At 46.2% G+C, this 22,734-nt stretch carries 18 protein-coding genes and 1 other RNA gene; all 19 read left to right on the forward strand.

From position 1 onward, the window contains the following. Window positions 1-173 precede the first annotated feature (173 nt). The 19 genes from ABH897_RS20380 to ABH897_RS20470 all read left to right on the forward strand — a co-directional run bounded on the left by ABH897_RS20380 (window position 174) and on the right by ABH897_RS20470 (window position 22,317). Window positions 174-1,211, forward strand: coding sequence for a sugar-binding transcriptional regulator (locus tag ABH897_RS20380; RefSeq protein ID WP_283654144.1), 1,038 nt, complete (start codon window positions 174-176; stop codon window positions 1,209-1,211). Window positions 1,212-1,302: 91 nt separating this feature from the next. Further along, window positions 1,303-2,313 (forward strand): type I glyceraldehyde-3-phosphate dehydrogenase, encoded by a 1,011-nt coding sequence (gap, locus tag ABH897_RS20385; protein ID WP_404592620.1) that lies wholly within the window; start codon window positions 1,303-1,305, stop codon window positions 2,311-2,313. 123 nt (window positions 2,314-2,436) lie between these two features. Next, window positions 2,437-3,618 carry a phosphoglycerate kinase gene (locus ABH897_RS20390; protein ID WP_149095409.1) on the forward strand — a complete coding sequence of 394 codons (1,182 nt, stop codon included), beginning with the start codon at window positions 2,437-2,439 and terminating at the stop codon, window positions 3,616-3,618. 59 nt (window positions 3,619-3,677) lie between these two features. Further along, on the forward strand, window positions 3,678-4,430 hold the full coding sequence (gene tpiA, locus ABH897_RS20395) for a triose-phosphate isomerase (RefSeq protein ID WP_283654145.1): 753 nt from the start codon (window positions 3,678-3,680) through the stop codon (window positions 4,428-4,430). 1 nt (window position 4,431) lies between these two features. Further along, window positions 4,432-5,976 (forward strand): 2,3-bisphosphoglycerate-independent phosphoglycerate mutase, encoded by a 1,545-nt coding sequence (gene gpmI, locus ABH897_RS20400; RefSeq protein WP_283654146.1) that lies wholly within the window; start codon window positions 4,432-4,434, stop codon window positions 5,974-5,976. Window positions 5,977-6,039: 63 nt separating this feature from the next. Next, the gene (eno, locus tag ABH897_RS20405; RefSeq protein WP_044645031.1) at window positions 6,040-7,326 is read left to right on the forward strand and encodes a phosphopyruvate hydratase; all 1,287 of its coding nucleotides are present in this window, start codon (window positions 6,040-6,042) and stop codon (window positions 7,324-7,326) included. Between the two features lie 340 nt (window positions 7,327-7,666). Continuing rightward, window positions 7,667-7,900, forward strand: a complete 234-nt coding sequence (gene secG / locus ABH897_RS20410) for a preprotein translocase subunit SecG (protein ID WP_043922593.1) — start codon at window positions 7,667-7,669, stop codon at window positions 7,898-7,900. Window positions 7,901-8,088: 188 nt separating this feature from the next. Then, a complete protein-coding gene (rnr, locus tag ABH897_RS20415) occupies window positions 8,089-10,716 on the forward strand; it encodes a ribonuclease R (protein ID WP_404592621.1) in 2,628 nt (875 codons plus the stop codon). Window positions 10,717-10,983: 267 nt separating this feature from the next. Then, window positions 10,984-11,463 carry an SsrA-binding protein SmpB gene (smpB, locus tag ABH897_RS20420; protein WP_014279183.1) on the forward strand — a complete coding sequence of 160 codons (480 nt, stop codon included), beginning with the start codon at window positions 10,984-10,986 and terminating at the stop codon, window positions 11,461-11,463. A 334-nt stretch (window positions 11,464-11,797) separates the two neighbouring features. Then, window positions 11,798-12,162: a transfer-messenger RNA gene (gene ssrA, locus ABH897_RS20425) on the forward strand. Between the two features lie 631 nt (window positions 12,163-12,793). Next, window positions 12,794-13,468, forward strand: coding sequence for a hypothetical protein (locus tag ABH897_RS20430; RefSeq protein ID WP_404520873.1), 675 nt, complete (start codon window positions 12,794-12,796; stop codon window positions 13,466-13,468). Continuing rightward, window positions 13,465-14,880, forward strand: coding sequence for a phage baseplate assembly protein V (locus ABH897_RS20435; RefSeq protein ID WP_283654149.1), 1,416 nt, complete (start codon window positions 13,465-13,467; stop codon window positions 14,878-14,880). The genes ABH897_RS20430 and ABH897_RS20435 overlap by 4 nt, the downstream gene beginning before the upstream one ends. A gap of 76 nt (window positions 14,881-14,956) precedes the next feature. Beyond that, window positions 14,957-16,243, forward strand: a complete 1,287-nt coding sequence (locus tag ABH897_RS20440) for a pentapeptide repeat-containing protein (protein ID WP_404592622.1) — start codon at window positions 14,957-14,959, stop codon at window positions 16,241-16,243. Between the two features lie 14 nt (window positions 16,244-16,257). Continuing rightward, on the forward strand, window positions 16,258-16,764 hold the full coding sequence (locus tag ABH897_RS20445) for a hypothetical protein (protein ID WP_283656166.1): 507 nt from the start codon (window positions 16,258-16,260) through the stop codon (window positions 16,762-16,764). Between the two features lie 14 nt (window positions 16,765-16,778). Beyond that, on the forward strand, window positions 16,779-17,195 hold the full coding sequence (locus ABH897_RS20450; RefSeq protein WP_283656167.1) for a DUF4280 domain-containing protein: 417 nt from the start codon (window positions 16,779-16,781) through the stop codon (window positions 17,193-17,195). Between the two features lie 76 nt (window positions 17,196-17,271). Beyond that, entirely contained in the window at window positions 17,272-20,298 is a 3,027-nt protein-coding gene (locus ABH897_RS20455) for a DNA/RNA non-specific endonuclease (RefSeq protein WP_404592623.1), read from the forward strand. Window positions 20,299-20,305: 7 nt separating this feature from the next. Next, window positions 20,306-20,791, forward strand: coding sequence for an antitoxin YezG family protein (locus ABH897_RS20460; protein WP_404592624.1), 486 nt, complete (start codon window positions 20,306-20,308; stop codon window positions 20,789-20,791). Between the two features lie 173 nt (window positions 20,792-20,964). Next, entirely contained in the window at window positions 20,965-21,633 is a 669-nt protein-coding gene (locus tag ABH897_RS20465) for a hypothetical protein (protein ID WP_404592625.1), read from the forward strand. A gap of 162 nt (window positions 21,634-21,795) precedes the next feature. Then, on the forward strand, window positions 21,796-22,317 hold the full coding sequence (locus ABH897_RS20470; protein ID WP_404592626.1) for a hypothetical protein: 522 nt from the start codon (window positions 21,796-21,798) through the stop codon (window positions 22,315-22,317). Window positions 22,318-22,734: the final 417 nt, after the last annotated feature.

The raw sequence follows: 22,734 nt of genomic DNA on the forward strand, positions 1-22,734 counted from the left end.
CGTGCGCATATTCACATAAAAAGTTGAGAAATATAGGTTCAGATAGACTTGCATGTGGAGCAAATATTGGGTAAGATATACGTGGGACTTAAAAAGTTAACCCGGGACGTTTTAAGACCAGTTAGTGATATAGTATTAAAGATAGAACTTAGAAGTGTGCGGGAGTGGAAAGCATGCGAAAGATATTAGAAATACAGAAGCAGCTTCTGCCCGACCTCATGGATGTTTTGAAAAAAAGGTACACAATCCTGCATCAGATTATGCTGTCCGATGTTATTGGACGCAGAACGCTGGCGGCTTCACTGAACATGACCGAGCGCGTGTTGCGCGCCGAAACCGATCTTCTTAAAGCCCAAGGGCTGATTGAGATTGAGAGTGTGGGCATGAAGGTGAGCAAAGCAGGACTGGATCTGCTGGAACAGCTGGAGCCAATTGCGAACAACTTGTTCGGCCTGTCCCAATTGGAGGATCAGATTCGTCAAGCCTATGGTTTGAGGAAGGTGGTTGTCGTTCCAGGGGATTCGGATGCTTCTCCTTTAACGAAGCAGGAGCTGGGTCGTGCCGGGGCAAAAGCGCTGCTGAGTGTTATGGACGACGAGGATGTGGTCGCCGTAACAGGTGGCACGACGATTGCCGACGTGGCGGACCAACTGACACTACCTGCTAATGGCCCACTTAAGGGCGGATGGTTCGTACCAGCACGTGGGGGTTTGGGAGAAAGCATGGAAATGCAGGCGAACACAATTGCTTCCACAATGGCTCGTAAGGTCGGCTCACAATACCGTCTGCTCCATGTACCGGATTTGCTCAGCAATCATGCTTACAACTCCCTGCTTGAAGATACGAATATTCAGGATATTTTAAGCCTGATTCGCGAGAGTCGGATCATCATTCACGGGATAGGCAACGCCATAGCAATGGCACGTAGACGCAAGCTCGACCCTGAAACCTTTGCCCAGATCAGCAGTGAGGGCGCGGTTGCCGAATCGTTTGGCTATTATTTTAACGAAGACGGCGTCGTTGTTCACAGAATGCTGACGCTTGGACTCCGTTTGGAGGATATCAGGCGTACCGAGACGGTTCTAGGCGTAGCTGGAGGTAAGAGCAAGGCGGCCGCTATTCATGCAGTGCTGCGTTTCGGGCAGGAAGATATTCTTGTCACCGACGAAGGCGCTGCTGCTGAAATTGTAAGCCATTATTTGAATGGTTAAACGGATTTATGAATTGTGTTGTCTTGACGGGCTTTCGGGTCTGTCTTGAATATATAAACTAAACTAAACGAACTTTGGGAGGAACTCACTCATGACAGTTAAAGTTGGTATTAACGGTTTCGGACGTATTGGACGCCTTGCTTTCCGCCGGATTCAAAACGTGGAAGGTATTGAAGTAGTAGCAATCAATGACTTGACAGATTCCAAAATGCTGGCACATCTGTTGAAATATGATACAACACAAGGTACTTTCCAAGGAGAAGTAGAAGTACACGATGGCTTCTTCAAAGTTAACGGTAAAGAAGTTAAGGTTTTGGCTAACCGCAACCCAGAAGAACTGCCTTGGGGAGAACTGGGTGTAGATATCGTTCTGGAATGCACAGGTTTCTTCACAACTAAAGAAGCTGCTGAGAAACATTTGAAAGGCGGCGCTAAAAAAGTTGTTATCTCCGCTCCAGCTACTGGCGACATGAAAACTGTCGTTTACAACGTAAACCATGAAATTCTGGACGGTACTGAAACTGTAATCTCCGGTGCTTCTTGCACAACAAACTGCCTGGCTCCTATGGCTAAAACTTTGCAAGACAAATTTGGTATCGTTGAAGGCCTGATGACTACAATTCATGCTTACACTGGCGACCAAAACACGTTGGATGCTCCGCATGCTAAAGGCGACTTCCGTCGTGCTCGCGCTGCAGCTGAAAACATCATTCCTAACACAACTGGTGCTGCTAAAGCCATCGGTCTGGTAATTCCTGAACTGAAAGGTAAACTGGATGGCGCGGCTCAACGTGTACCAGTAGCAACTGGTTCCCTGACTGAGCTGGTAACTGTTCTGGAGAAAAACGTAACTGTTGAAGAAATCAACGCTGCGATGAAAGAAGCTTCCGATCCTGAAACTTACGGCTACACTGAAGACGAGATCGTTTCTTCCGACATCAAAGGTATCACTTTCGGTTCTTTGTTTGACGCAACTCAAACTAAAGTCCTGACTGTTGGCGACAAACAACTGGTGAAAACTGTAGCTTGGTACGACAACGAAATGTCCTACACAGCACAATTGATCCGTACGTTGGAATACTTCGCTAAATTGGCTAAGTAAGAACAGTCTTATCGCGCAACATCATAGAGCGGAAACAGCAGTTATTGTTTCCGCTCTTTATATATCAAAATGTGCCTTAAATTCCTGTTTCGTAAAATTAAAAGGGTGCGGAGGAATATGGAGATGAACAAAAAGAGCGTACGTGATATAGAACTGAATGGAAAACGGGTGTTTGTTCGTGTAGATTTTAACGTTCCGGTTGAGGACGGTAAAATTACGGATGACAAGCGTATTCGTGAAACCTTGCCAACGATTAACTACCTGATTGAAAAAGGTGCAAAAGTTATTTTGGCGAGTCACTTTGGACGTCCAAAAGGTCAGGTCGTTGAATCCATGCGTCTGACTCCTGCTGGCGTGCGTTTGTCTGAACTGCTCAAAAAGCCTGTTGTTAAAGTGGACGAAGCAGTTGGTGAGGCTGTTAAAGCGAAAGTGGCTGAACTGCAAAACGGCGACGTGCTGTTGCTTGAAAATGTACGTTTCTATCCAGGAGAAGAGAAAAATGATCCTGAATTGGCGAAGCAATTTGCTGAGCTGGCTGACATTTTCGTGAATGACGCATTTGGTGCAGCGCACCGTGCTCATGCTTCCACAGAAGGTATCGCGCATCTTCTTCCGGCTGTTTCCGGCTTGCTGATGGAGAAAGAATTGTCTGTAATCGGTAAAGCTCTTTCAAACCCAGATCGTCCTTTTACAGCCATTATCGGCGGTTCCAAAGTAAAAGACAAAATCGACGTGATTGACAACCTGCTGAACATTGCAGATAACGTAATTATTGGCGGCGGTTTGGCTTATACATTTTTTAAAGCTCAAGGTCATGAAGTGGGTCAATCCCTACTGGATGAATCCAAACTGGACGTAGCTCTTGGATTTATCGAAAAAGCGAAGAAACTCGGCAAAAACTTCTATCTTCCGGTAGATATCGTTATTTCTGACGATTTCAGCGCTACGGCGAACACGAACATTGTTGATATTGACGGCATTCCTGCAGATTGGGAAGGCGTGGACATCGGACCGAAAACACGTAAAATCTATGCAGATGTTATCAAAAACTCCAAACTGGTTGTATGGAACGGACCAATGGGCGTATTTGAAATGGAGCCTTTCGCTGGCGGTACGCGTGAAGTAGCGGAAGCTTGCGCAACAACAGAAGCATACACCATCATTGGTGGCGGTGATTCTGCGGCAGCGGCTGAGAAGTTCCATCTGGCTGACAAAATGGATCATATCTCTACTGGCGGCGGCGCATCCCTTGAATTTATGGAAGGCAAAGCACTTCCGGGTGTTGTTGCACTCAACGATAAGTAATCAAACGTACTGCGCATAATAAATGCTTTAGGGCAGCTAATAGTTAGGAGTTGAAACCATTGAGAACACCGATTATCGCGGGTAACTGGAAGATGTTTAAAACCGTACCAGAAGCTAAAACTTTCATCGAAGAGATCAAAGGCAAAGCAGAGGTTGCAGGAGTGGAAAGCGTGATCTGCGCACCATTTACGAATCTTCCTGCTCTGGTTGAAGCAGTAAAAGGTACATCTATCAAAATCGGCGCACAAAACCTGCACTTTGCAGAAGACGGCGCATTTACAGGTGAAATCAGCGGCGGGATGCTGAAAGATCTGGGCGTAGACTACGTTGTGATCGGACACTCCGAGCGTCGTGAATATTTTAACGAAACAGACGAAACAGTGAACAAAAAGGTTCATGCGGCATTCCGCCACGGCCTGACTCCGATCGTATGTGTAGGCGAAAAGCTGGAAGACCGTGAAGCCGGTCAAACCAAAGCGGTTGTAAAAGTGCAAACTGTAGCGGCTTTTGCTGGTTTGGCTAAAGATCAGGCTGCACAAGTGGTTGTTGCTTATGAGCCAATTTGGGCAATCGGAACAGGTAAATCCTCCACTTCGCAGGATGCGAATGAAGTCATTTCCTATATCCGTAGTTTGTTGAAAGAACTGTACGATGAAAATACAGCAAATGCTGTACGGATTCAGTATGGTGGCAGCGTGAAACCTGAAAATGTGGCTGAATATCTGGGCCAAAGCGACATCGACGGCGCACTTGTAGGTGGCGCTAGTCTTCAACCAGCGTCTTACATCGCGCTTGTTGAGGGGGCGAAGTAAGATGACAGTACCAAAACCGGTAGCCTTAATTATTATGGATGGATTCGGACTGCGCGAAACTGTGGAAGGCAATGCGGTTGCACAGGCGAACAAGCCGAACTACGACCAATACTTAAGACAATACCCTCATTCAACGCTTACAGCGTCTGGTGAAGCGGTAGGTCTGCCGGAAGGGCAAATGGGTAACTCCGAAGTAGGTCACCTGAACATCGGCGCAGGCCGGATTGTATATCAGAGTTTGACCCGCATTTCGAAGTCCATTCGCGAAGGCGAGTTCTTCCAGAATGAAACTTTGCTTAAAGCAGTACAGCATGCCAAAAAGAACAACACGAAGCTTCACCTGTATGGACTTTTGTCCGATGGTGGCGTGCACAGCCATATTAGCCATCTGTTTGCTATGCTGGATTTGGCGAAAAAAGAAGGTTTAACAGAAGTATACATTCATGCATTTATGGATGGACGCGATGTTATGTCTGACAGCGGCGTGGACTTCATGCAACAGCTGATCGCCAAAATTCAGGAAGTGGGTATTGGTAAAATCGCGACTGTACAAGGACGCTATTATGCCATGGACCGCGACAAACGTTGGGAGCGTGTAGAGAAATCTTACCGTGCAATCGTGTACGGCGAAGGTCCTCAATATACAGATCCAATGGAAGCGTTGAAAGAATCGTATGAAAAATCGGTGTTCGACGAATTTGTGGAGCCGACGGTTATTGTGAAGGCTGACGGAAGCCCTGTAGGGCTGGTCGAAAGCAATGACTCAGTAATCTTCCTGAATTTCCGTCCTGACCGTGCGATTCAATTGTCTCAGGTATTTACGAATAAGGATTTCCGTGGCTTTGATCGCGGACCGAAATTCCCTAAAGATTTGCACTTTGTTTGCCTGACATTGTTCAGTGAAACGGTTGAAGGCTTCGTAGCCTACGAACCGAAAAACCTGGATAACACATTCGGCGAAGTATTGGTGCAGAACAACAAAAAGCAATTGCGTATTGCCGAGACCGAAAAATATCCGCACGTTACCTTCTTTTTCAGTGGTGGTCGTGATGTAGAACTGCCTGGCGAAACTCGTGTTTTGATTAACTCGCCTAAAGTGGCTACATATGACTTGCAGCCTGAAATGAGCGCTTACGAGGTTGCGGATGCTGCTGTTAGGGAAATCGAAGCCGATAAGCATGATGCGATTATCCTGAACTTTGCCAATCCGGATATGGTTGGACACTCCGGCATGCTGGAGCCAACGATCAAGGCGGTAGAGACGACGGATGAATGTGTTGGACGTGTTGTAGATGCGGTTAAAGCCAAAGGTGGCACTGTTATTATCATTGCCGACCATGGTAATGCGGATATGGAAATTGACGAGCAGGGACGTCCGTTCACAGCTCACACAACTAACCCGGTTCCGTTCATTTTGACTGACGAAAATATCGTTTTGCGTGAGCATGGAATACTGGCTGACGTAGCTCCGACGCTTCTGGATTTAATGCAACTTCCGCAGCCTGCGGAAATGACAGGAAAATCTATGATTGCATCCCGCAAGTAAGCTTGATTTAATAAGTATAGGCTTGACCAATAAATCATGATCGACAAAGGAGATTAAGTACAAATGACTATTATTTCTGACGTGTACGCTCGCGAAGTCCTCGATTCTCGTGGTAACCCAACTGTTGAAGTGGAAGTATATCTGGAATCCGGTGCTATCGGTAGTGCCATCGTTCCTTCCGGTGCCTCTACAGGCGCGCACGAAGCTGTAGAGCTTCGCGATAACGACAAATCCCGTTACCTGGGTAAAGGCGTTCTGCAAGCTGTTAAAAACGTGAACGAAATCATCGCTCCTGAAGTTATCGGCTTGGATGCTGTAAACCAAGTAGAAATTGATACATTGATGATCAAGCTTGATGGTACACATAACAAAGGTAAATTGGGTGCAAACGCAATTCTGGCGGTATCTATGGCTGTAGCTCGCGCTGCTGCTGAAGCTCTGGGTCTGCCACTGTACACTTACCTGGGCGGATTTAACGCTAAACAACTGCCAGTACCAATGATGAACATCGTTAACGGTGGCGCACATGCGGACAACAACGTTGACGTACAAGAGTTCATGGTTCTGCCTGTAGGAGCTCCTACTTTCAAAGAAGCTTTGCGTATTGGTGCGGAAATCTTCCACAACCTGAAATCCGTACTGAACTCTAAAGGTTTGAACACAGCTGTTGGCGATGAAGGCGGTTTTGCTCCTAACTTCAAATCCAACGAAGAAGCTCTGTCCACTATTATCGAAGCGATCGAAAAAGCTGGTTACAAACCAGGCGTTGACGTATTCCTCGGTATGGACGTTGCTTCCACTGAGTTCTACAAAGATGGAAAATACACACTGGAAGGCGAAGGCAAATCCTTCACTTCTGCTGAATTCGTTGACCTGCTTGCTTCTTGGGTTGATAAATATCCAATCATCACCATCGAAGATGGTTGCTCCGAAGATGACTGGGAAGGTTGGAAATTGCTCACTGAAAAACTGGGCAACAAAATCCAATTGGTTGGTGACGACCTGTTCGTAACCAATACAGAGCGTCTGGGCAAAGGTATCGAAGAAAACATCGGTAACTCCATCCTGATCAAAGTAAACCAAATCGGTACGCTGACTGAAACATTCGACGCTATCGAGTTGGCTAAACGTGCAGGATACACAGCTGTAATCTCTCACCGTTCCGGTGAATCCGAAGACAGCACAATTGCTGATATCGCTGTTGCAACAAATGCAGGCCAAATTAAAACAGGTGCGCCTTCCCGTACTGACCGTATCGCGAAGTACAACCAATTGCTCCGCATTGAGGATCAACTGGGTGAACTGGCTCAATACCACGGCCTGAAATCTTTCTACAACCTGAAAAAATAATATTACGCAAAGATGCTGACGGTGGTCAGGCGGCTGTGATTCAAGAACACAGAGTCTGAGCGCTCGAAGCCTTTTACGTAATTACAAAACAGATCTGTTCGCTAACGTGAACAGGTCTGTTTTTTTGTTTTTGCCCATGTGACGTCGGTTTTACTCTTTTGCAAGGCTTAATGAAGTGACTCGGTATAGCTGGTTGTTATCTACTGGAAGCTGTGGTAGAATAAAAATAGTGTTTTGCGTTAATTTCCGGCTATTCATAACATGATATGATCATGTTTTCATAAAAGAGGCTGTGTTGTTTTGCAAAACGGATGTATTAGCTCAGGAGGTGGGATTTTTCATGGAAATCTTTTTGAAAGTGCTGCTCGTTGTGTTCTCGATTGCTGTTATTGCGGTTGTTTTACTGCAAAAGGGGAAAAGTGCAGGTTTGTCCGGTGCCATCTCTGGCGGTGCTGAGCATCTGTTCGGCAAGACAAAAGCTCGCGGTATGGATTTGATTTTACAGCGCGTGACTGCTGTTTTGGGTGCGGGCTTTATGATCGTTTCCGTTTTGGTTGCATTTTTTGCAAAATAAGCTAAATAATAACCTTAAGCCTTCGTTTCACGGGAAACGGGGGCTTTTTTTGGATTTTAGATAGGCAGGGATGCCGTCGATTGAATTCGTGTATACTAGGGTATGAGTATATAAAGAGCCTTGTATCAGGAACAAGGAACATGCGGATTATTACTGAAAATTAAAGGTCACCCGAGGTGGACGATATTATGATAACAGAGCAACAATTACTTGATTTTATGCGCGAGACCGCATACAAACCTATGACTTACCAGGAGCTTGAGCAGCATTTTGAAATTAAGGACGCGGCGGATTTCCGCGAATTCCTTAAGCTTTTGAACGCGCTGGAGGAAGACGGAAAAATTCTGCTGACCCGGACGAACCGCTATGGTGTGCCGGAACGGATGGATTTGCAGCGCGGACGTTTGCAGGCTCATGCCAAGGGATTTGCTTTTCTGATCCCGGAAGACCGGGAGCACCCGGATGTATACATTCATGCTAATGACTTGAAGAGTGCAATGAATGGAGACACGGTACTGGTAAGAGTAACGTCGAAGGGACCTTCGGGTGGCCGTTTGGAAGGCGAAGTCGTGCGGATCGTGAAGCGCGCAGTGCTACAGGTGGTAGGCGTGTTCCAGAGCCACGAAGCATACGGTTTTGTTTTGCCGGATGATAAGCGGATTAACAGGGATATTTTTATTCCAAAAGCCAGCTCCAACGGAGCCGTGAACGGTCAAAAAGTCGTTGTGCGCATTGTGAGCTATCCGGAAGGACGAGCTGCGGCGGAAGGTGAAGTATTGGAGGTGCTGGGTCACAAGGATGATCCTGGTGTGGATATTCTATCGGTTATTCGCAAGCATCAGCTTCCAGAAGCTTTTCCCGATGAAGTGACAGAGGAAGCGGAAAAGGCTCCCGATGCGATTACGGAAGAAGAAATTGTGCGTCAGGGGCGGCGCGATCTGCGCGATAAAACGATTGTAACGATTGATGGCGAGGATGCCAAGGATCTGGATGATGCGGTTAATGTAGAGCGTCTGCCAAACGGCAACTACCGTCTGGGCGTTCATATTGCCGACGTAGGGTATTATGTGCGTGAGAGCTCCAGGCTGGATCAGGAGGCGTATAACCGCGGTTGTAGCGTGTACTTGGTCGACCGTGTTATTCCTATGCTTCCGCATCGGCTTTCGAACGGGATTTGTTCCTTGAATCCACAGGTGGATCGACTGACTTTGTCCTGTGAGATGGAATTTAATGAGCATATGAAGGTCGTAAAACATGATGTTTTCACCAGTGTCATTAAAACGAAGGAACGAATGACGTACACCAACGTTCGTAAAATCCTCGAAGAGGAAGATGCTGAACTGATGGAACGGTACAAGGAGCTGGTGGAAGACTTCCGTACGATGAAGGAACTGGCTTTGAAACTGCGAGCTAACCGGATGCGCCGGGGTGCGGTTGATTTTGATTTTGATGAAGCAAAAGTAATTGTGAATGATGAAGGCAAGGCTGTAGATATCGTTAAAAGAGAGCGCACGATTGCTGAGCAGATCATTGAAGAGTTCATGCTGGCAGCCAATGAAACGGTAGCCGAGCATTTTCACTGGCTCAAAGTGCCGTTCCTGTATCGGATTCATGAGGACCCGGACCCGGAAAAGCTGCAAAACTTTATGGCTTTTGCCGCCAATTTTGGACACCAGATCAAAGGTCGGGGGAACTCCATTCATCCGCGTGCGCTGCAAACGTTGCTGGAAGACATTCAGGGCACGAAGGAACAAACGGTGCTTAGCACCATGATGCTGCGTTCGATGAAGCAGGCGAAGTACGATGCGGAGTCGACAGGACATTTTGGACTGGCTGCGGAGTATTATTCTCATTTTACATCGCCGATTCGCCGTTACCCTGACTTGGTGATTCACCGTGTCATTCGTGAGGTATTGGAAAACGGTGGGGCTTTAACAGCCGAGCGTCAGGAGTATTTGACTGCATGGATGCCAGATATTGCGCAGCAATCTTCAGAACGTGAACGTGTGGCTGTGGATGCAGAGCGTGATACGGAGCAGATGAAAAAGGCTGAATACATGCTGGACAAGGTCGGCGAGGAATTCGAGGGAATCATCAGCAGCGTAACCAGCTTTGGTATGTTCATTGAGCTGGACAATACGGTGGAAGGCCTGACGCGTCTGAGTGCGCTTACGGACGATTATTATCATTTTGACGAGCAGCATATGGCGTTGATCGGTGAACGTACCTCCAAGGTGTTCCGCATCGGAGATGAGGTTAAGGTTCGCGTCGCGCGCGTGAATATGGAAGATTACACGATTGATTTTGAACTCGTCGATATGAAGCAGCAGCAACGCCGTGAACGCACGGGTGGTTCAAAGACAGGCGCTGGCTTTGCGCGTGGCGGTGAGGGCCGAGGTAAAGGAAAGCCCCATGAGGGGCGCGACCGTAAGAGCGGCAAGGACAAGGCTGGCAGAGAGCGTAAAGGCGGTCGTGATGCTGCCGGGAAGCCTAAAGAAGCTGGTTCAGGCGTAGGCGGCGGAGGTATTAGTACCGCAGGTCGTACGGGCCGTAGCGGCGGAAACGGAGCAGGAGCTGGCTCAGCCAGCGGTTTCGGTTTTGGCAGCGGCAAGGGCGGTTACAACTCGCCAGCATCAAGTGCGGGTAAACGTAAGAAGAAGACGTCAGCCAGCGGTATTTTTATCGGCGGAGCAGCTACACCAGGCAGTGATGCCAGCCCGAGCGGTGACGGCGCTGCACGTCGTAAGCGGAAGAGCAAAGGCAGTGGTGGTGGCGGTAATAGCACCGCTGGGTTTGTCCGGAAAAAGAAGAAGTGAGTGATGTTGATGGTAGCTTACTTTCTTGTTAGATAGATGAATCTTTGGAATCAGTGTATTAAGCTGATCTTTGGCTTAGATTACGGCGGTTTCTGTCTGATGTTTTGGACGGAGGCCGCTTCGTTTTAAAGACTTGACCTTTCTTGCTTTTACCGTCTGGATTTTGTTACAATATATTTCTAAGCCGCTCATTTGCAGTTATGTAGTGAACGGGCTGGAGTTTTCTTTTTACGGAATAGATTACATTAGGAACAAGGAGTGGTATTCATGGGTAAGAAGGCAGACGGGAAAGTGCTCGCCCAGAACAAAAAAGCTTCCCATGACTATTTTATCGAGGACACCTACGAGGCGGGCATGGTGTTAACGGGAACGGAAATTAAGTCTTTGCGTAATGGTCGCTCTAATATCAGTGATGCGTTTGCCACCATTCGTAATGCTGAAATTCACATCCACAACATGCATATTAGTCCTTTTGAACAAGGCAATCGTAACAACCCGACCGATCCGACGCGTACTCGTAAGCTGCTGCTGCACAAAGAGCAGATTCGCAAGCTTATTGGTCTGTCCAAACAGGAAGGCTACACGATTGTGCCGTTAAAGATTTATGTTCGCAACGGCTATGCCAAGCTGTTACTTGGACTCGGTAGAGGTAAAAAGCAGTACGACAAACGAGATGCTGCGGCCAAACGTGATGCACAGCGTGATATCCAACGCGCTCTGCGTGAGAAGCAGAAAATTGCGAGATAATTTAGCGTAGCTTGGAGTCGGTAGACGAAGTGAAGCCAACGTGTGATTAGGCTGGAGCTGGAGTTTTCCATTGTTACTTGAATTAAGAGGGCATGGTACAAATTACGTGAATAAGCTACTTGTTCCTGTAATGGTGCTATTTTGTGGAGCTTAAATGGCTTCATTCCGTTTCGTTATGAAGTGTAATATGGTATACTAATGAAGTAGTAAGTTTTAAAGTTTTACTTTTGAGCTTGTTCGACTGTTGAATCTCAGGATTCAGCTTACGATATAGTTACATGCATGCTTATGCTCCGGTATTTCCGGATTTGTCCGTGGAGCCCTTTTATAATAAGGGGGCGTTTATGGATTCGACGGGGATAGTTCGAGCATGGGTAGCGGGTAGTGGGGACGCGTCCGCTTCATCAACGCTAAAGCCTATTAAACGGCAAACAACAAAACAACTACGCTTTCGCAGCCTAAGAAACTGTGTGCGTGCTTCTACCCAGCATCGTCCATGTGACTGGGATAGGGGCTAACAAATAGTGGAATACGCTGTCTCATCTCCGCCTGCGGTGAGCTGAAGAAGACAATCAGGCTGACCCGAAGGGAATCCGGTGACAGGGAGTTCCTAGGGTGACATCAAAACTGTCACTACACCCGTAGAAGCTTATGTGTCGTTATCTTCGGACAGGGGTTCGACTCCCCTCGCCTCCATCTAAAAAACCCGCTCACTGAGCGGGTTTTTGCTTTTTATTACGCAAAAATATAGACCAAATGTAGACATGAAATTATTAAGGGTCAAATTGTACTGGGACTTGTAGACATCATGTCTACAACTTGGTTTATAAATTTTATGCACTGCATACAACTGAATGGTATTGATTTTTCATTTGTACAAGCTGAATTTGAAGGGGAATAGAGCAGGTAGAAAGAATGTTTGGCAAGCAGGCTGACATGGAATTTGCTCCATTTTTATAGAAAAATAGCGACGGTACCTACGTTGGCGTAGAATGACGCTTTCGTCGGTACCGTCGCTTTTTGAGGTTCAAAGGGGGTGATTATTTGCCCTTAAAGAGAAAAAGGAGCGTCTGGTGCTGTGCTCTGCATGATAATTTCTTTTTTTGGCTAAGACGGATTTAGTTTGATCGGTAGTCCGTTCCTATTCATCCTCTTTTCCATATTAATTTCAGAAAGATACATTGAAAATAACGCATGGGATGGTTCTTTCTGTAAACATAATCTCTATTCTGGCCGATACATACATAAGATGGGCTATTGTTAAATATCCCCTCTCACTTTCGTATTTTGAAGTAAACTCTCATCTTTTGAAGTAGAAGGGACTACCTCTATGAACTATATGGACGAGCATATCCTAAGTCTCAAAAATAAGCTTAACCACGATGTAGCATCTAATAACGAAAATATGAACCTATCTCAACCTGCTGTATCCGATCAGGATAACTCTGTTACTGAACAAAACAGGGTGCTGCGGATGGGTGATGAACTGATCCCGTTGGAATGGGAAACGATTTTGGATGGACAAATGGCGGTTAGCATCCCCAAATTTTTTAGCCTGATGCCACTGGAGCAAGCCCGATTTAAATATCCTTCGGAACAGCGTCCGCAGATCATTTATACCTCTTTGGACGGCACGGTGAACATCACCTTTAATCCGACTGAATCGGCTTTGGAGGTGGACGAGCTTCCCGAGTTTGTAGAACAAATGGCGGATGTATTGCGGTCTGTACAACCCGTTCGTAACTGGATCGGTACGGAAATGATTGTGAATCGTTCCGGGTTGTCCATCGGGCTGGTCCGTTTTGTGGCAGCAGGTGTGGATATGAATTTGTACAATGAAATACTGCTGTTTATCCGTAAAGGACAGGTGACGATGGGCACATTTAACTGTATGGAATCAGACATGGAAGCGTGGTTGCCTGTGGCAGAAAATACAGTGCAATCGCTCCATGTTGTTCCGTTTCCTTCGAATTCCACATTTGAGAAAGGGGTGGCTTTCCTATGAGCCTCGGTTACGATCAAATTCAAATCTATCCATACGTCATGGTCGATCTGGAGCAGCTTACCCTCACGAAGAAAATCAACGAGCATACCCGGCTTTATTTTACAGGAATCATCCCCGAGGATATGCAGGACAGCTATGTGGAAACGACTGAAAAGAACACCGTCATCGAGGTGAGCCAGCGGGATGAAACGGGCGAAAGCAAGCCGCTGTTCAGCGGGATTGCCCTGTCGGTTGAAGTGAAGGTCGTGCGGGATGTGTACTATCTGGAGGTGGAGGCGATTTCCCATACCTACCGGATGGATATCCAGCAGCGTACCCGTTCTTTTCAATATACGAAAATGACCATTCCTCAGATGCTGGAGCAGATCGGCAAGGACTACGAAGGGCTGGATGTGATTGATGGAGCGACAGGTGGAGAGCCAATCGGAAGGTTGGCCATCCAGTACCAGGAGACGGACTGGGCGTTCTTGAGACGTATGGCCTCCCGGTATCATACGAGCCTGATGCCTGTGGCTCGTTTTGACAGTCCAAAATTTTATTTTGGCATTGAGGATAGTCCCGCACAGGTGGTGCTGGATCATACCCGTTATACCGTGCGCAAGCAGATGCTGCCTTTCCGTTATTTTCAGGAAAATGAGCAGGCGAAGGTGACAGAAAATGACTTTATTTTCTATGAGGTAGAAACGGACGAGGTACTGGATTTGGGAGCTCAGATGACCTTTCAGGGACACAGCTTGTATGTAGTGGAAGCCTATACCGAAATGAGGCAGGGGCTGCTGCGTCATCAATATGTGCTTGCCTCGTACAAAGGATTACGGCAAAAAAGCTACTATCAGGAAAAGCTGGCGGGAGCCTCGTTAAGCGGTGTGGTCGTGGACGTGCGTCAGGATCAGGTGCGCATCCATCTGGATTGCGATGAGAAGCAGGATGTAGATAAGGCGCATTGGTTCAACTATTCGACGGTGTATAGTGCTGGAGGTCATACAGGCTGGTACGTCATGCCGGAAAAAGGAGACCCCGTATCGCTGTATTTTCCGGGCAGTCGTGAAGAAGATGGGATTGCGGGGAGTGCGATTAGGCGTGCAGGCAGAGGAAGCGGACACAACAAGTTCTCCAATCCGCAGATGAAAATATGGCGAACGCCTCATGGCAAGGAGATTCGTTTGGGTCCGGATGAGCTGGTCGTGACGGGCAAGGACGGCGCTATTTTTATCAAGCTGGACGACAAGGAAGGTATTCATATCGTAAGCAGCAAGCAGGTAAATATCTCGGCGGGTGGCAATCTGAGCCTGTCGGCAGGGAAAACGATGAGTCTGTCCGCAGGCAGTGAGCTGCGTATGGATTGCAACGGCAGTCATATTCAATTGAGCGGATCAGCGGACATGAAGGGCAGTGAAGTGAAGTCGAATTAGGTTGTAGTGCGGCGGCTGAATGGCGGCAACATGATGATATGACATATGAAGAGTTTTAGGTGGTGGATGAAAGCAGATGGAGAAGCCCATAGATGAGCTGGACACGCAGCAACAACAAGCCATCTTGAAACAGGCGTGGTTTCTGATCCGTAGAGACTGGGCACTGAAGTTCAAGGCGACGCAAGAACAACGGATTCAAGCCTGTGTCGAGGCCTTCCAAGGGTATTGTTGGAAGGTTCGGCAGGAGCAGCTTCAAGGAAGAAAAGGAAAGATCGGTTATATCACGTACTCCATGCTGCGTACCACATGGTTGGAGGAGCAGCCAACTTATCTTGTGGAGGCTTCAGATGCTTTATGGATGCTTGATCCTGAACCGATCCGATTCGAATATGATGCAGAGTGGACGTTCTCTTACTGGAGCGATTTGCAGCGGCAATTGCGAACGGAGGTAGAAAAGCAGCAGGTTTCTCTATCGGAGCTAGAATGGGAGCAGATCATGCTGGAGGCAGCGGTACATATTCATGCGCTAGTGGTGAATATGATGCGTTTGGCGATGAAACAGGCGGTGCGTTTACCTGAATTTCAGGAGTTGGAGCGGGAAGAAACATTTGAGATTCGTGTTGGAGAGTACCTGGATCAGAGTGTGTCTGTGTATAAAGAAGACCGCAGACGGAGGGATGCGAACGTAATCAAGTCGTGGCTGGAGGAAGAAGAAGAACAAGCCTACAGCTATCAGGCATTGGAGGGCATTCAGCTATCGGACGGCGATTATAGCCAGTTGGATTTTCGGTATACGGCCTTTCGTCAGGTCGAGATGGGACACAGTCGCTTGCATGGTTGCGTTTTGGTAGGAACGATCTGGCAGGAAAGCCAGCTCCAAGGCACAGACTTCACCTATAGCTTGCTTCACGGAGCCGATTTTAGCGGATGTTCCATGAGAGGGGCAATATTGGATGCTGTTATGGGCAACGCCGGATATGGCTTGGATGCTTCTTTAGATTGGGAGCCATTGGGGTTTGCTGGGGTAGATTTCACAGGGACGAGCTTGCAAGGAGCTCATTTTCAAGATGCACAGCTGCGAGGAGCTGTATTTCGAGATGCTCTGCTGCAAAGAGCGTCCTTGAATGGAGCAGATCTAACGGATGCCTATTTTGCGGGAGCGGATGTGTCAGGTACTTCCTTTGAGGGAGCTTGTTTGATCCGGGCCGATTTTACAGGTGCAAATGTGCAAGGGGTCATTTTTACCGATGAACAGCGAAGGGAGGCCATTGGATTGGAATGTGTATCCCCTGAGGTATGGGAAGAGCCTTCTACATTTTCACAGACGAGGGATGGCGTTAGGAAAAGGGGGTGGTTGCATTGAGATATTTTCGACTGATGGTAGACGAGCGGGTAAAACATCGGGTGGAGCCTGCTGCGCTGTCTCCCCTGCAAGTAGAAGACATCTTGACAGATGCCCCGATGAAGGGACCGCAGGATGAACCTCTTTTTTTAGATGTACATACTGATCAACGAACGATATACCCCGATTTTTTGGAATTTCCTCTGCCGCTGATGTCGGATCGTCTGAAAGCATTATTGGAGAAATATATGCCGGGACTGGAATGGAAAGCGGCCATCCTTACCGATTTCCAGCAGGCCAGACAGGACGTGTACTGGATGCTTCGTCCGCCGATAGTGGATTGCGTGTCCGCACAAACGGAGTGGTATCCCAATGATGTGTTGAAGCATTTGGTGCTCAAAAAGGGGGATATCCCATCGCCCGTTTTTCGGATTGCGGGACTGATCGAACCCCATATCTATATCCATCTGGCTGTGGCGGAAAGTCTGCTGCGCCGATCTTTTACAGGCATTCGAGTACAACGAATTGAGATGGAGCACTAAGGAGGATGGAGCAAGTGGAAGAAGCCCAAGTGAAGCCGGGAACCGGTGCGAAAAAGAGCTATGTCGTGGCAGGGGCAATTTTAAGCTGTAGTTATGGCACACAGCCTACCCGTTTGAAACGGCCTTTTAGCCATGGGGTCTACGTGAAAAACAAGGCACAAATGAACATTGGAGATTATGTACCGGGTGTGAACATCAAGTCCTTTGGGAACTGCTCCAGTCCATTAAACCCGTCTGTGCAAGCCAGCGAAATGGTGGACATCTATGGTGTGAAGAAAGCCCCGTGTGTTCCTGTCCTGACCATGCCGTGGCTGAACGGAAAAAGCGACATGAGGATTGAAGGCCAACCTGCCTTGACACAGAACTGTACCCATCAGTGCCTGTATTGTGGTCATATCCGAATTGAAAATGATGGGCAGGAGCTGGATTAAGGGCCTGTTTCAAAGCCGTTGGGTTTCGGAAGCGGCCTGGCGGCTTTAAGCCGCCCGAAAGGAGACATGAACTCACTTGAGTGTATTACAAAACGGAATCGGGTATGAAAGCCTGCGTTTTTACGGTTCCTTTCAACCTCAACATATAGAAAAGCTTCAAATGACAAGAGCCATCAACGATCATGCATATTTGATGGTGAGCGGCATGCTGTCGGAAGAACAGGGAGCCGCATGTATTGGACAGAACATGGAGGATGAACCGATCGTCATCCGCCAATTGGATGAGCAGGGACAGTCGCTAAGACGATTGTTTCACGGTTTGGTTACACGCATGTCCGTACATTGCATACGGGGCGTATATACCTTTGAACTGGAGGCGGCTTCACATTCGTATCAGATGGATATCAAGCTAAAAAAGCGATCCTATCAAGATATTCACCGCACCTATGATGACCTGGTCACAGCGATGGTTCGAAAATACCAGTATGGAGATGCCATTGATACCGTCACGAACTATGCCAAACTGGACACTTTTGTTTTACAATATGAGGAGACGGATTGGGCATTTTTAAAGCGCCTCGCCTCGCGCTTTGGATCGGTGCTGGTGCCGGAGGTAACGGCTGCGTCGCCCAAAGTTTTTTTCGGGATGCCGGAAGGCAAACCGTACAAGGTGGAACGGGATGTATTTTACCGGGTACGGAAAACGTTTCATGAGCTAGATGAGGGAAAGCCGGGAGAACGCGCAGGTTCGTATGTGACTTATGTGATCGAAAGTTTGCTTTATGTGGCGCTAGGGGATCTCATTACGTTACCGATTGGATCAGGAAAAGAGTTGGCCGTCGTTCGGGCAGTGACACGGTTAGAGGATGGCTTGTTGCTCACTCGTTACGATCTCCAGGCCGAACAGGATATCCGCTATGCCCGTTATGAAAACGATAAGGCTACGGGGATTACACTTACGGGTAGTGTGTTAAAGGTACAGCAAGACTTTATACAGCTCCAGTTGGATATCGACCCTAAACAAGACCCGGCTAAAGCATGTTGGTTCCCGGTGGCGACTCGCTATGTAGCGGAAGAACACAGTGGATGGTATGATATGCCAGAGATTGGGGAGCGGGTGGAGCTTTACTTGCCGACGAGCCGGGAACATGAAGCCTACGTGGCGGATTCGCTGCGGCAGCATCGCTACACGATGGGTCAGCCGGACGTCAAAGCATGGAGACATGCGCAAGGAAGCGGTGTGGATATGTCGAAGCAAGAGCTGACCCTGTCCACTTCGGGAGCATTTTCGATTGCACTCCATGAAGGGAGTGGCATTACCGTCAGTAGTCCGGGAAATGTGCAGATTCAAGGCGGTCACGTGAAGCTGGATGCAGGGCAGGAGCTGTCACTTGAAGCAGGAAGTGCATTGTATCTTAAAGGCGGAGCCAGCAGCATGGTGCTGGATGGTGAAACGGATATCAAAGCCCCGGTGATTGATCAGGAGGGTACGGTGAAGGCTCCAGTGTTCGTCATGGATCTTCCTCCCGTGCCGGAACCGCCGCTGATGAATATTAAGGCATATGAAGCAGCACAATCCGCAGCCGCGAAGGCTTCATCCAACAGCACAGCAAAGACCCCGACCGCGAAGATCACGAGCCCGGCTGCTCAAAAACAAGCCGATGCGATGCTGGGTACGGTGTCCAAGCTGTTAGGCTCCATTCCGGTGATGGGAAAAGTAGCGGGTGTTGTGATGGGAGCAGCGCTAAGTGGACCTGTGGGAATGGCAGCGGGTGCAATTATGCTCGCAACCGCTGCCATTCCTGTTCGGAGCAAAGGAACGTCTACCTTGGGAATGTCTAAAAAAACGGGTGTACATCCGTTAAAACATTTGGCAGGTTTGGCACTTCAAGGATTGATTAGCCAGTACGAGCATGAGCAAGCGAAACAAGCCTATTATAGCAAGTGGATTCTAGGCAAAGTATATACGAGTGCGCGTCATGTGGCCCATTCCGGTGGTCCCCTAGAGCTCGTTCAAAACTTACTGAAAGAATCGAATGCTATGGTTCATGCCTATCAGCAAGTCCCGGAAGATGTGAGAAAATACTGGAAGGCCAATCACGACAGTTACATGAAAAAGGAAAAGGAAAAGGAGAAAGAAAAGGAGAAGGCAAAGGCAAAGGAGAAAGAAAAAGAGAAAGTTAAAGAATCCTACAATTTTAATGAGTATGGAAAACAAATTATATGGGGTACGACAATACTTAGTAAAGAAGGGGTTTCGGGTAAGGAAGCAGCCAAAGCTAGCATTGCCTACAAAGATGAACAAATCAAAATAAACAAAGGATTAGTTCACGAGGATATTAACCAAAAACAATTAGAAGCAGCTATAAAAGGCTATGATTATTTAACGGGAAAGAAGATAGACACATTACTAGCTATTTCTATTATCGGTAGCAGTTTAATTATTAACTTTCAGGGGATTAGAGGTGCGAATAGGAATCTAGGGATAACCCCTAAACCATTTAACATCTCAAAGGTTAAAAAACCGATAACGGGGAAGGTTACACCTTCAAAACCAATTGAACCACCCAAAATTGAGGTAACGGGTGTAGTTGATAGTAAGGCTAAAGTTCCTTATGGAACACAGATTGGTAGAAGCGGTAACAAAAAAGTGTTACAACCTAACGTAAAGTACACAACTCCAGAAGGCTATACTTATGAAACAAATAAATTTGGTCGTATTGATATCGTCGAGGCTGATTTACAACTTGGCACAGGACCAAGAAATAAGTACGCTCAAAGCAAAGTGGGGGGAGAAGATAGAATCCGAGGTGATTATCCAGAGAGAGATGATGGTGGTCATTTAATCGGTAGTCAATTTAAAGGTTCTGGAGACATTGATAACTTAGTGCCAATGAATTCTCAAATTAATCAAGCTGGTGGGAAATGGCACACAATGGAACAAGAATGGGCAGCAGCATTAGGGCGGAAAGAAAGCGTAAAAATAAAAATAAAACCCCAATATATTGATGATTCTGCTAGACCTGATAGTATCATAGTGGAGTACTCAATTGATGGTGGTAGAACTCAAAAAGTCACAATAAAAAATCAAAACGGAGGTTGAGAAGGCTATGGAGAAACAAATGGATCAGTTATATCCTCAAATTGCAGAGCATGTTTTAGATATGATACCTGAAGACAAATGGCATGAGATTTATTTGTATGCTGAAATATTAGGTGACTCTAGTAATGTATACTTTTATTTTAATACGTCTGAGAACGGAGATTTTATATACTCTCATGATATCCCCGAAAAATATGGTGTAAGTGAGAAAATTTATGATGACTTGCTATTAGGGTTACAATCCAAATTTGAAAAGCTAAGAAAAATATTTATTGATAATGATCAAGAGGCGTGGACGAATTTAGCCTTAGTACTGAAGTATCCTGGTAAATTAAATATTCAATATAATTATGAAGACATAATAGCTTCAAAAGTAACACCAACTCAACGACAAATGATTTTTGAATATCAACATTTAGGATTGTTACCCATAAATGAGAGAAACAGACAGTTTTTAGAGGAATATTTAAATAATCAAGATAAGTATCAGTAGAGCCAAACCCACTTTGACATAATTCGTCATTGTGGGTTTTTATAATGCACTCGGCCTTCCTATAATCTGGCGATGAAAGAGTGCTACATGCTGGGCAGGAAGGGATTATGAATAGGATGAAGTAGAATAAATAAAGCGAATCCACCTTCTAAACCTAAAAAAGGAAGACCATAATGAAGCCTAAAATAATAACTAAAGGATGGAATAAACACGATCTTTGGAAGGGATGTATACTTTCATCTATTGCGCACGCAATTATGGTGGCCCATTACCCTGAACTGTCCTATGAACATTCTTGGGATGGAATGAACTACAGTGTTATTGACGGAACAGGTAGGAGAGCAACAATTACATTCAGTGAAAAGTATTGTGTTGCAGCATTCCGAAATGACAATGTTACTCGTTCTGATGTTACAGCTGCTATTGATTATTTTAAAGGGGCACCCAATGAAGTCTTGGAGTTAGCGAAAAACGAAACTTTGGAGTATCTGCTGGAAGAAGGGGAAGATGGTGTGCCCATTCCTTCCATTACTACAGCCTTTTGGGGGGATCAGGATAATATGATCTCCATAGATAACGTAGTAAGGATCGTTTTAAAGGGAGGCTATCTTTTAGAAAGACAGTTAATGGAATATGATTCAGCGGTTGAATCTTGGCGAGATTATTATGAGATGAGGGATGAACAAGTTGATCTTCTTAAATCAATATACACGAGAAAGATTAAAGATTTAAGTAATGACATAATATTAACCAAGAAAGAAATTGAAGCGATTGGAACTAGTGATCCTGAGGGATTGAATGAAAGCGAGACTTCCTTTGGTGGAATTGGAATATGTTGGTAATGGAACGATAAATAGAGATTCTGGAGTACTTGATATATATAGGGGAGAGGGGCTGATAGTGGTAACAAAGCCTAATGGTGAATGGGTCACGCTCCTTGAACAAGGTAAGGCAATGGACTTGAATATAGTTTTTGTCCCATAAAAATTGGGGGATATTATATTATGTTAGAGAAAATGAAAGAACTGATAGGGTGTAATTCAATAGATGATATCCATTTAACTGGTGTTGTACATATGGAAGAGGATGGGGTTTCTGAATTTGTTGCTAATACGAATTTTGTATATTTTGAGTTTGGTGATCAGTTTATTGAACTTGAAGCAATAGATGGTTATGGCAGACTTCGTATCACAATAGTTGATTCCTTCAAACATGAAAATGATATTGAAGATATGACTCCTAGTAAAGCTAAGATCGGTGATTTTATATTCACGAACCCATTAGCAACTAATGAAGTGAGTAGTATGATATTTTTCAATTTGGAGATGGAGTATGATGCGTTAATATGTGATGTTTTGCATATTAAATTAATTAACGGACAGGATTTATTTATTGATCCCTCGTTTCTCGGGATTAATATAGGTGGTATAGAACAGAAGCATTTTTGGGAAGAAAACTTTGTGGAGAGGGTCCTGCCAAGAGTGGGAGCATACCCAAAAGAGACTTGTATTGAATTTAATCATTAATGACGGTGGAATTCTTTTGCAACAATATAAGTTAGTCGCATGATGGTATCTTTTTTATGCAACGTACGTTAATTAAGTAGGCACATTTTCGACCAATTCAGGTCGAAGCTTGATAGTGTTTCTAATGGACACATGTGATAAATAGCAAAAGAGAAGCTAGATAGATGCGCGTTCAGCCTCCCTTTTGCCATTAAGACTAAGAATGAAGGGAGACTCAGCCTCTCTCCATTTCTATAGAAAATAGCGACGGTATCGACTAGGGCGTAGAGTGACGCTTCCGTCGGTATCGTCGCTTTTTGAGATTCGAAAGGGGAGGGCTATTTGTCCTTAAACAGAAAAAGGGTTATCTTGTGTTATATTCTGCATGAACATCATACGTTGCTACGGAGTAAGGAACGGGTCTTCCATTGAGATGTA

The organism is Paenibacillus sp. RC73, assembly GCF_044908085.1.
Classification (GTDB): Bacteria; Bacillota; Bacilli; order Paenibacillales; family Paenibacillaceae; genus Paenibacillus; species Paenibacillus terrae_A.

Coding starts and splice junctions, on each gene's coding strand:
- ABH897_RS20380 (WP_283654144.1), top strand. CDS start 174: ATGCGAAAGATATTAGAAATACAGAAGCAGCTTCTGCCCGACCTCATG.
- gap (WP_404592620.1), top strand. CDS start 1,303: ATGACAGTTAAAGTTGGTATTAACGGTTTCGGACGTATTGGACGCCTT.
- ABH897_RS20390 (WP_149095409.1), top strand. CDS start 2,437: ATGAACAAAAAGAGCGTACGTGATATAGAACTGAATGGAAAACGGGTG.
- gpmI (WP_283654146.1), top strand. CDS start 4,432: ATGACAGTACCAAAACCGGTAGCCTTAATTATTATGGATGGATTCGGA.
- eno (WP_044645031.1), top strand. CDS start 6,040: ATGACTATTATTTCTGACGTGTACGCTCGCGAAGTCCTCGATTCTCGT.
- secG (WP_043922593.1), top strand. CDS start 7,667: ATGGAAATCTTTTTGAAAGTGCTGCTCGTTGTGTTCTCGATTGCTGTT.
- rnr (WP_404592621.1), top strand. CDS start 8,089: ATGATAACAGAGCAACAATTACTTGATTTTATGCGCGAGACCGCATAC.
- smpB (WP_014279183.1), top strand. CDS start 10,984: ATGGGTAAGAAGGCAGACGGGAAAGTGCTCGCCCAGAACAAAAAAGCT.
- ABH897_RS20430 (WP_404520873.1), top strand. CDS start 12,794: ATGAACTATATGGACGAGCATATCCTAAGTCTCAAAAATAAGCTTAAC.
- ABH897_RS20435 (WP_283654149.1), top strand. CDS start 13,465: ATGAGCCTCGGTTACGATCAAATTCAAATCTATCCATACGTCATGGTC.
- ABH897_RS20440 (WP_404592622.1), top strand. CDS start 14,957: ATGGAGAAGCCCATAGATGAGCTGGACACGCAGCAACAACAAGCCATC.
- ABH897_RS20445 (WP_283656166.1), top strand. CDS start 16,258: ATGGTAGACGAGCGGGTAAAACATCGGGTGGAGCCTGCTGCGCTGTCT.
- ABH897_RS20460 (WP_404592624.1), top strand. CDS start 20,306: ATGGAGAAACAAATGGATCAGTTATATCCTCAAATTGCAGAGCATGTT.
- ABH897_RS20465 (WP_404592625.1), top strand. CDS start 20,965: ATGAAGCCTAAAATAATAACTAAAGGATGGAATAAACACGATCTTTGG.
- ABH897_RS20470 (WP_404592626.1), top strand. CDS start 21,796: ATGTTAGAGAAAATGAAAGAACTGATAGGGTGTAATTCAATAGATGAT.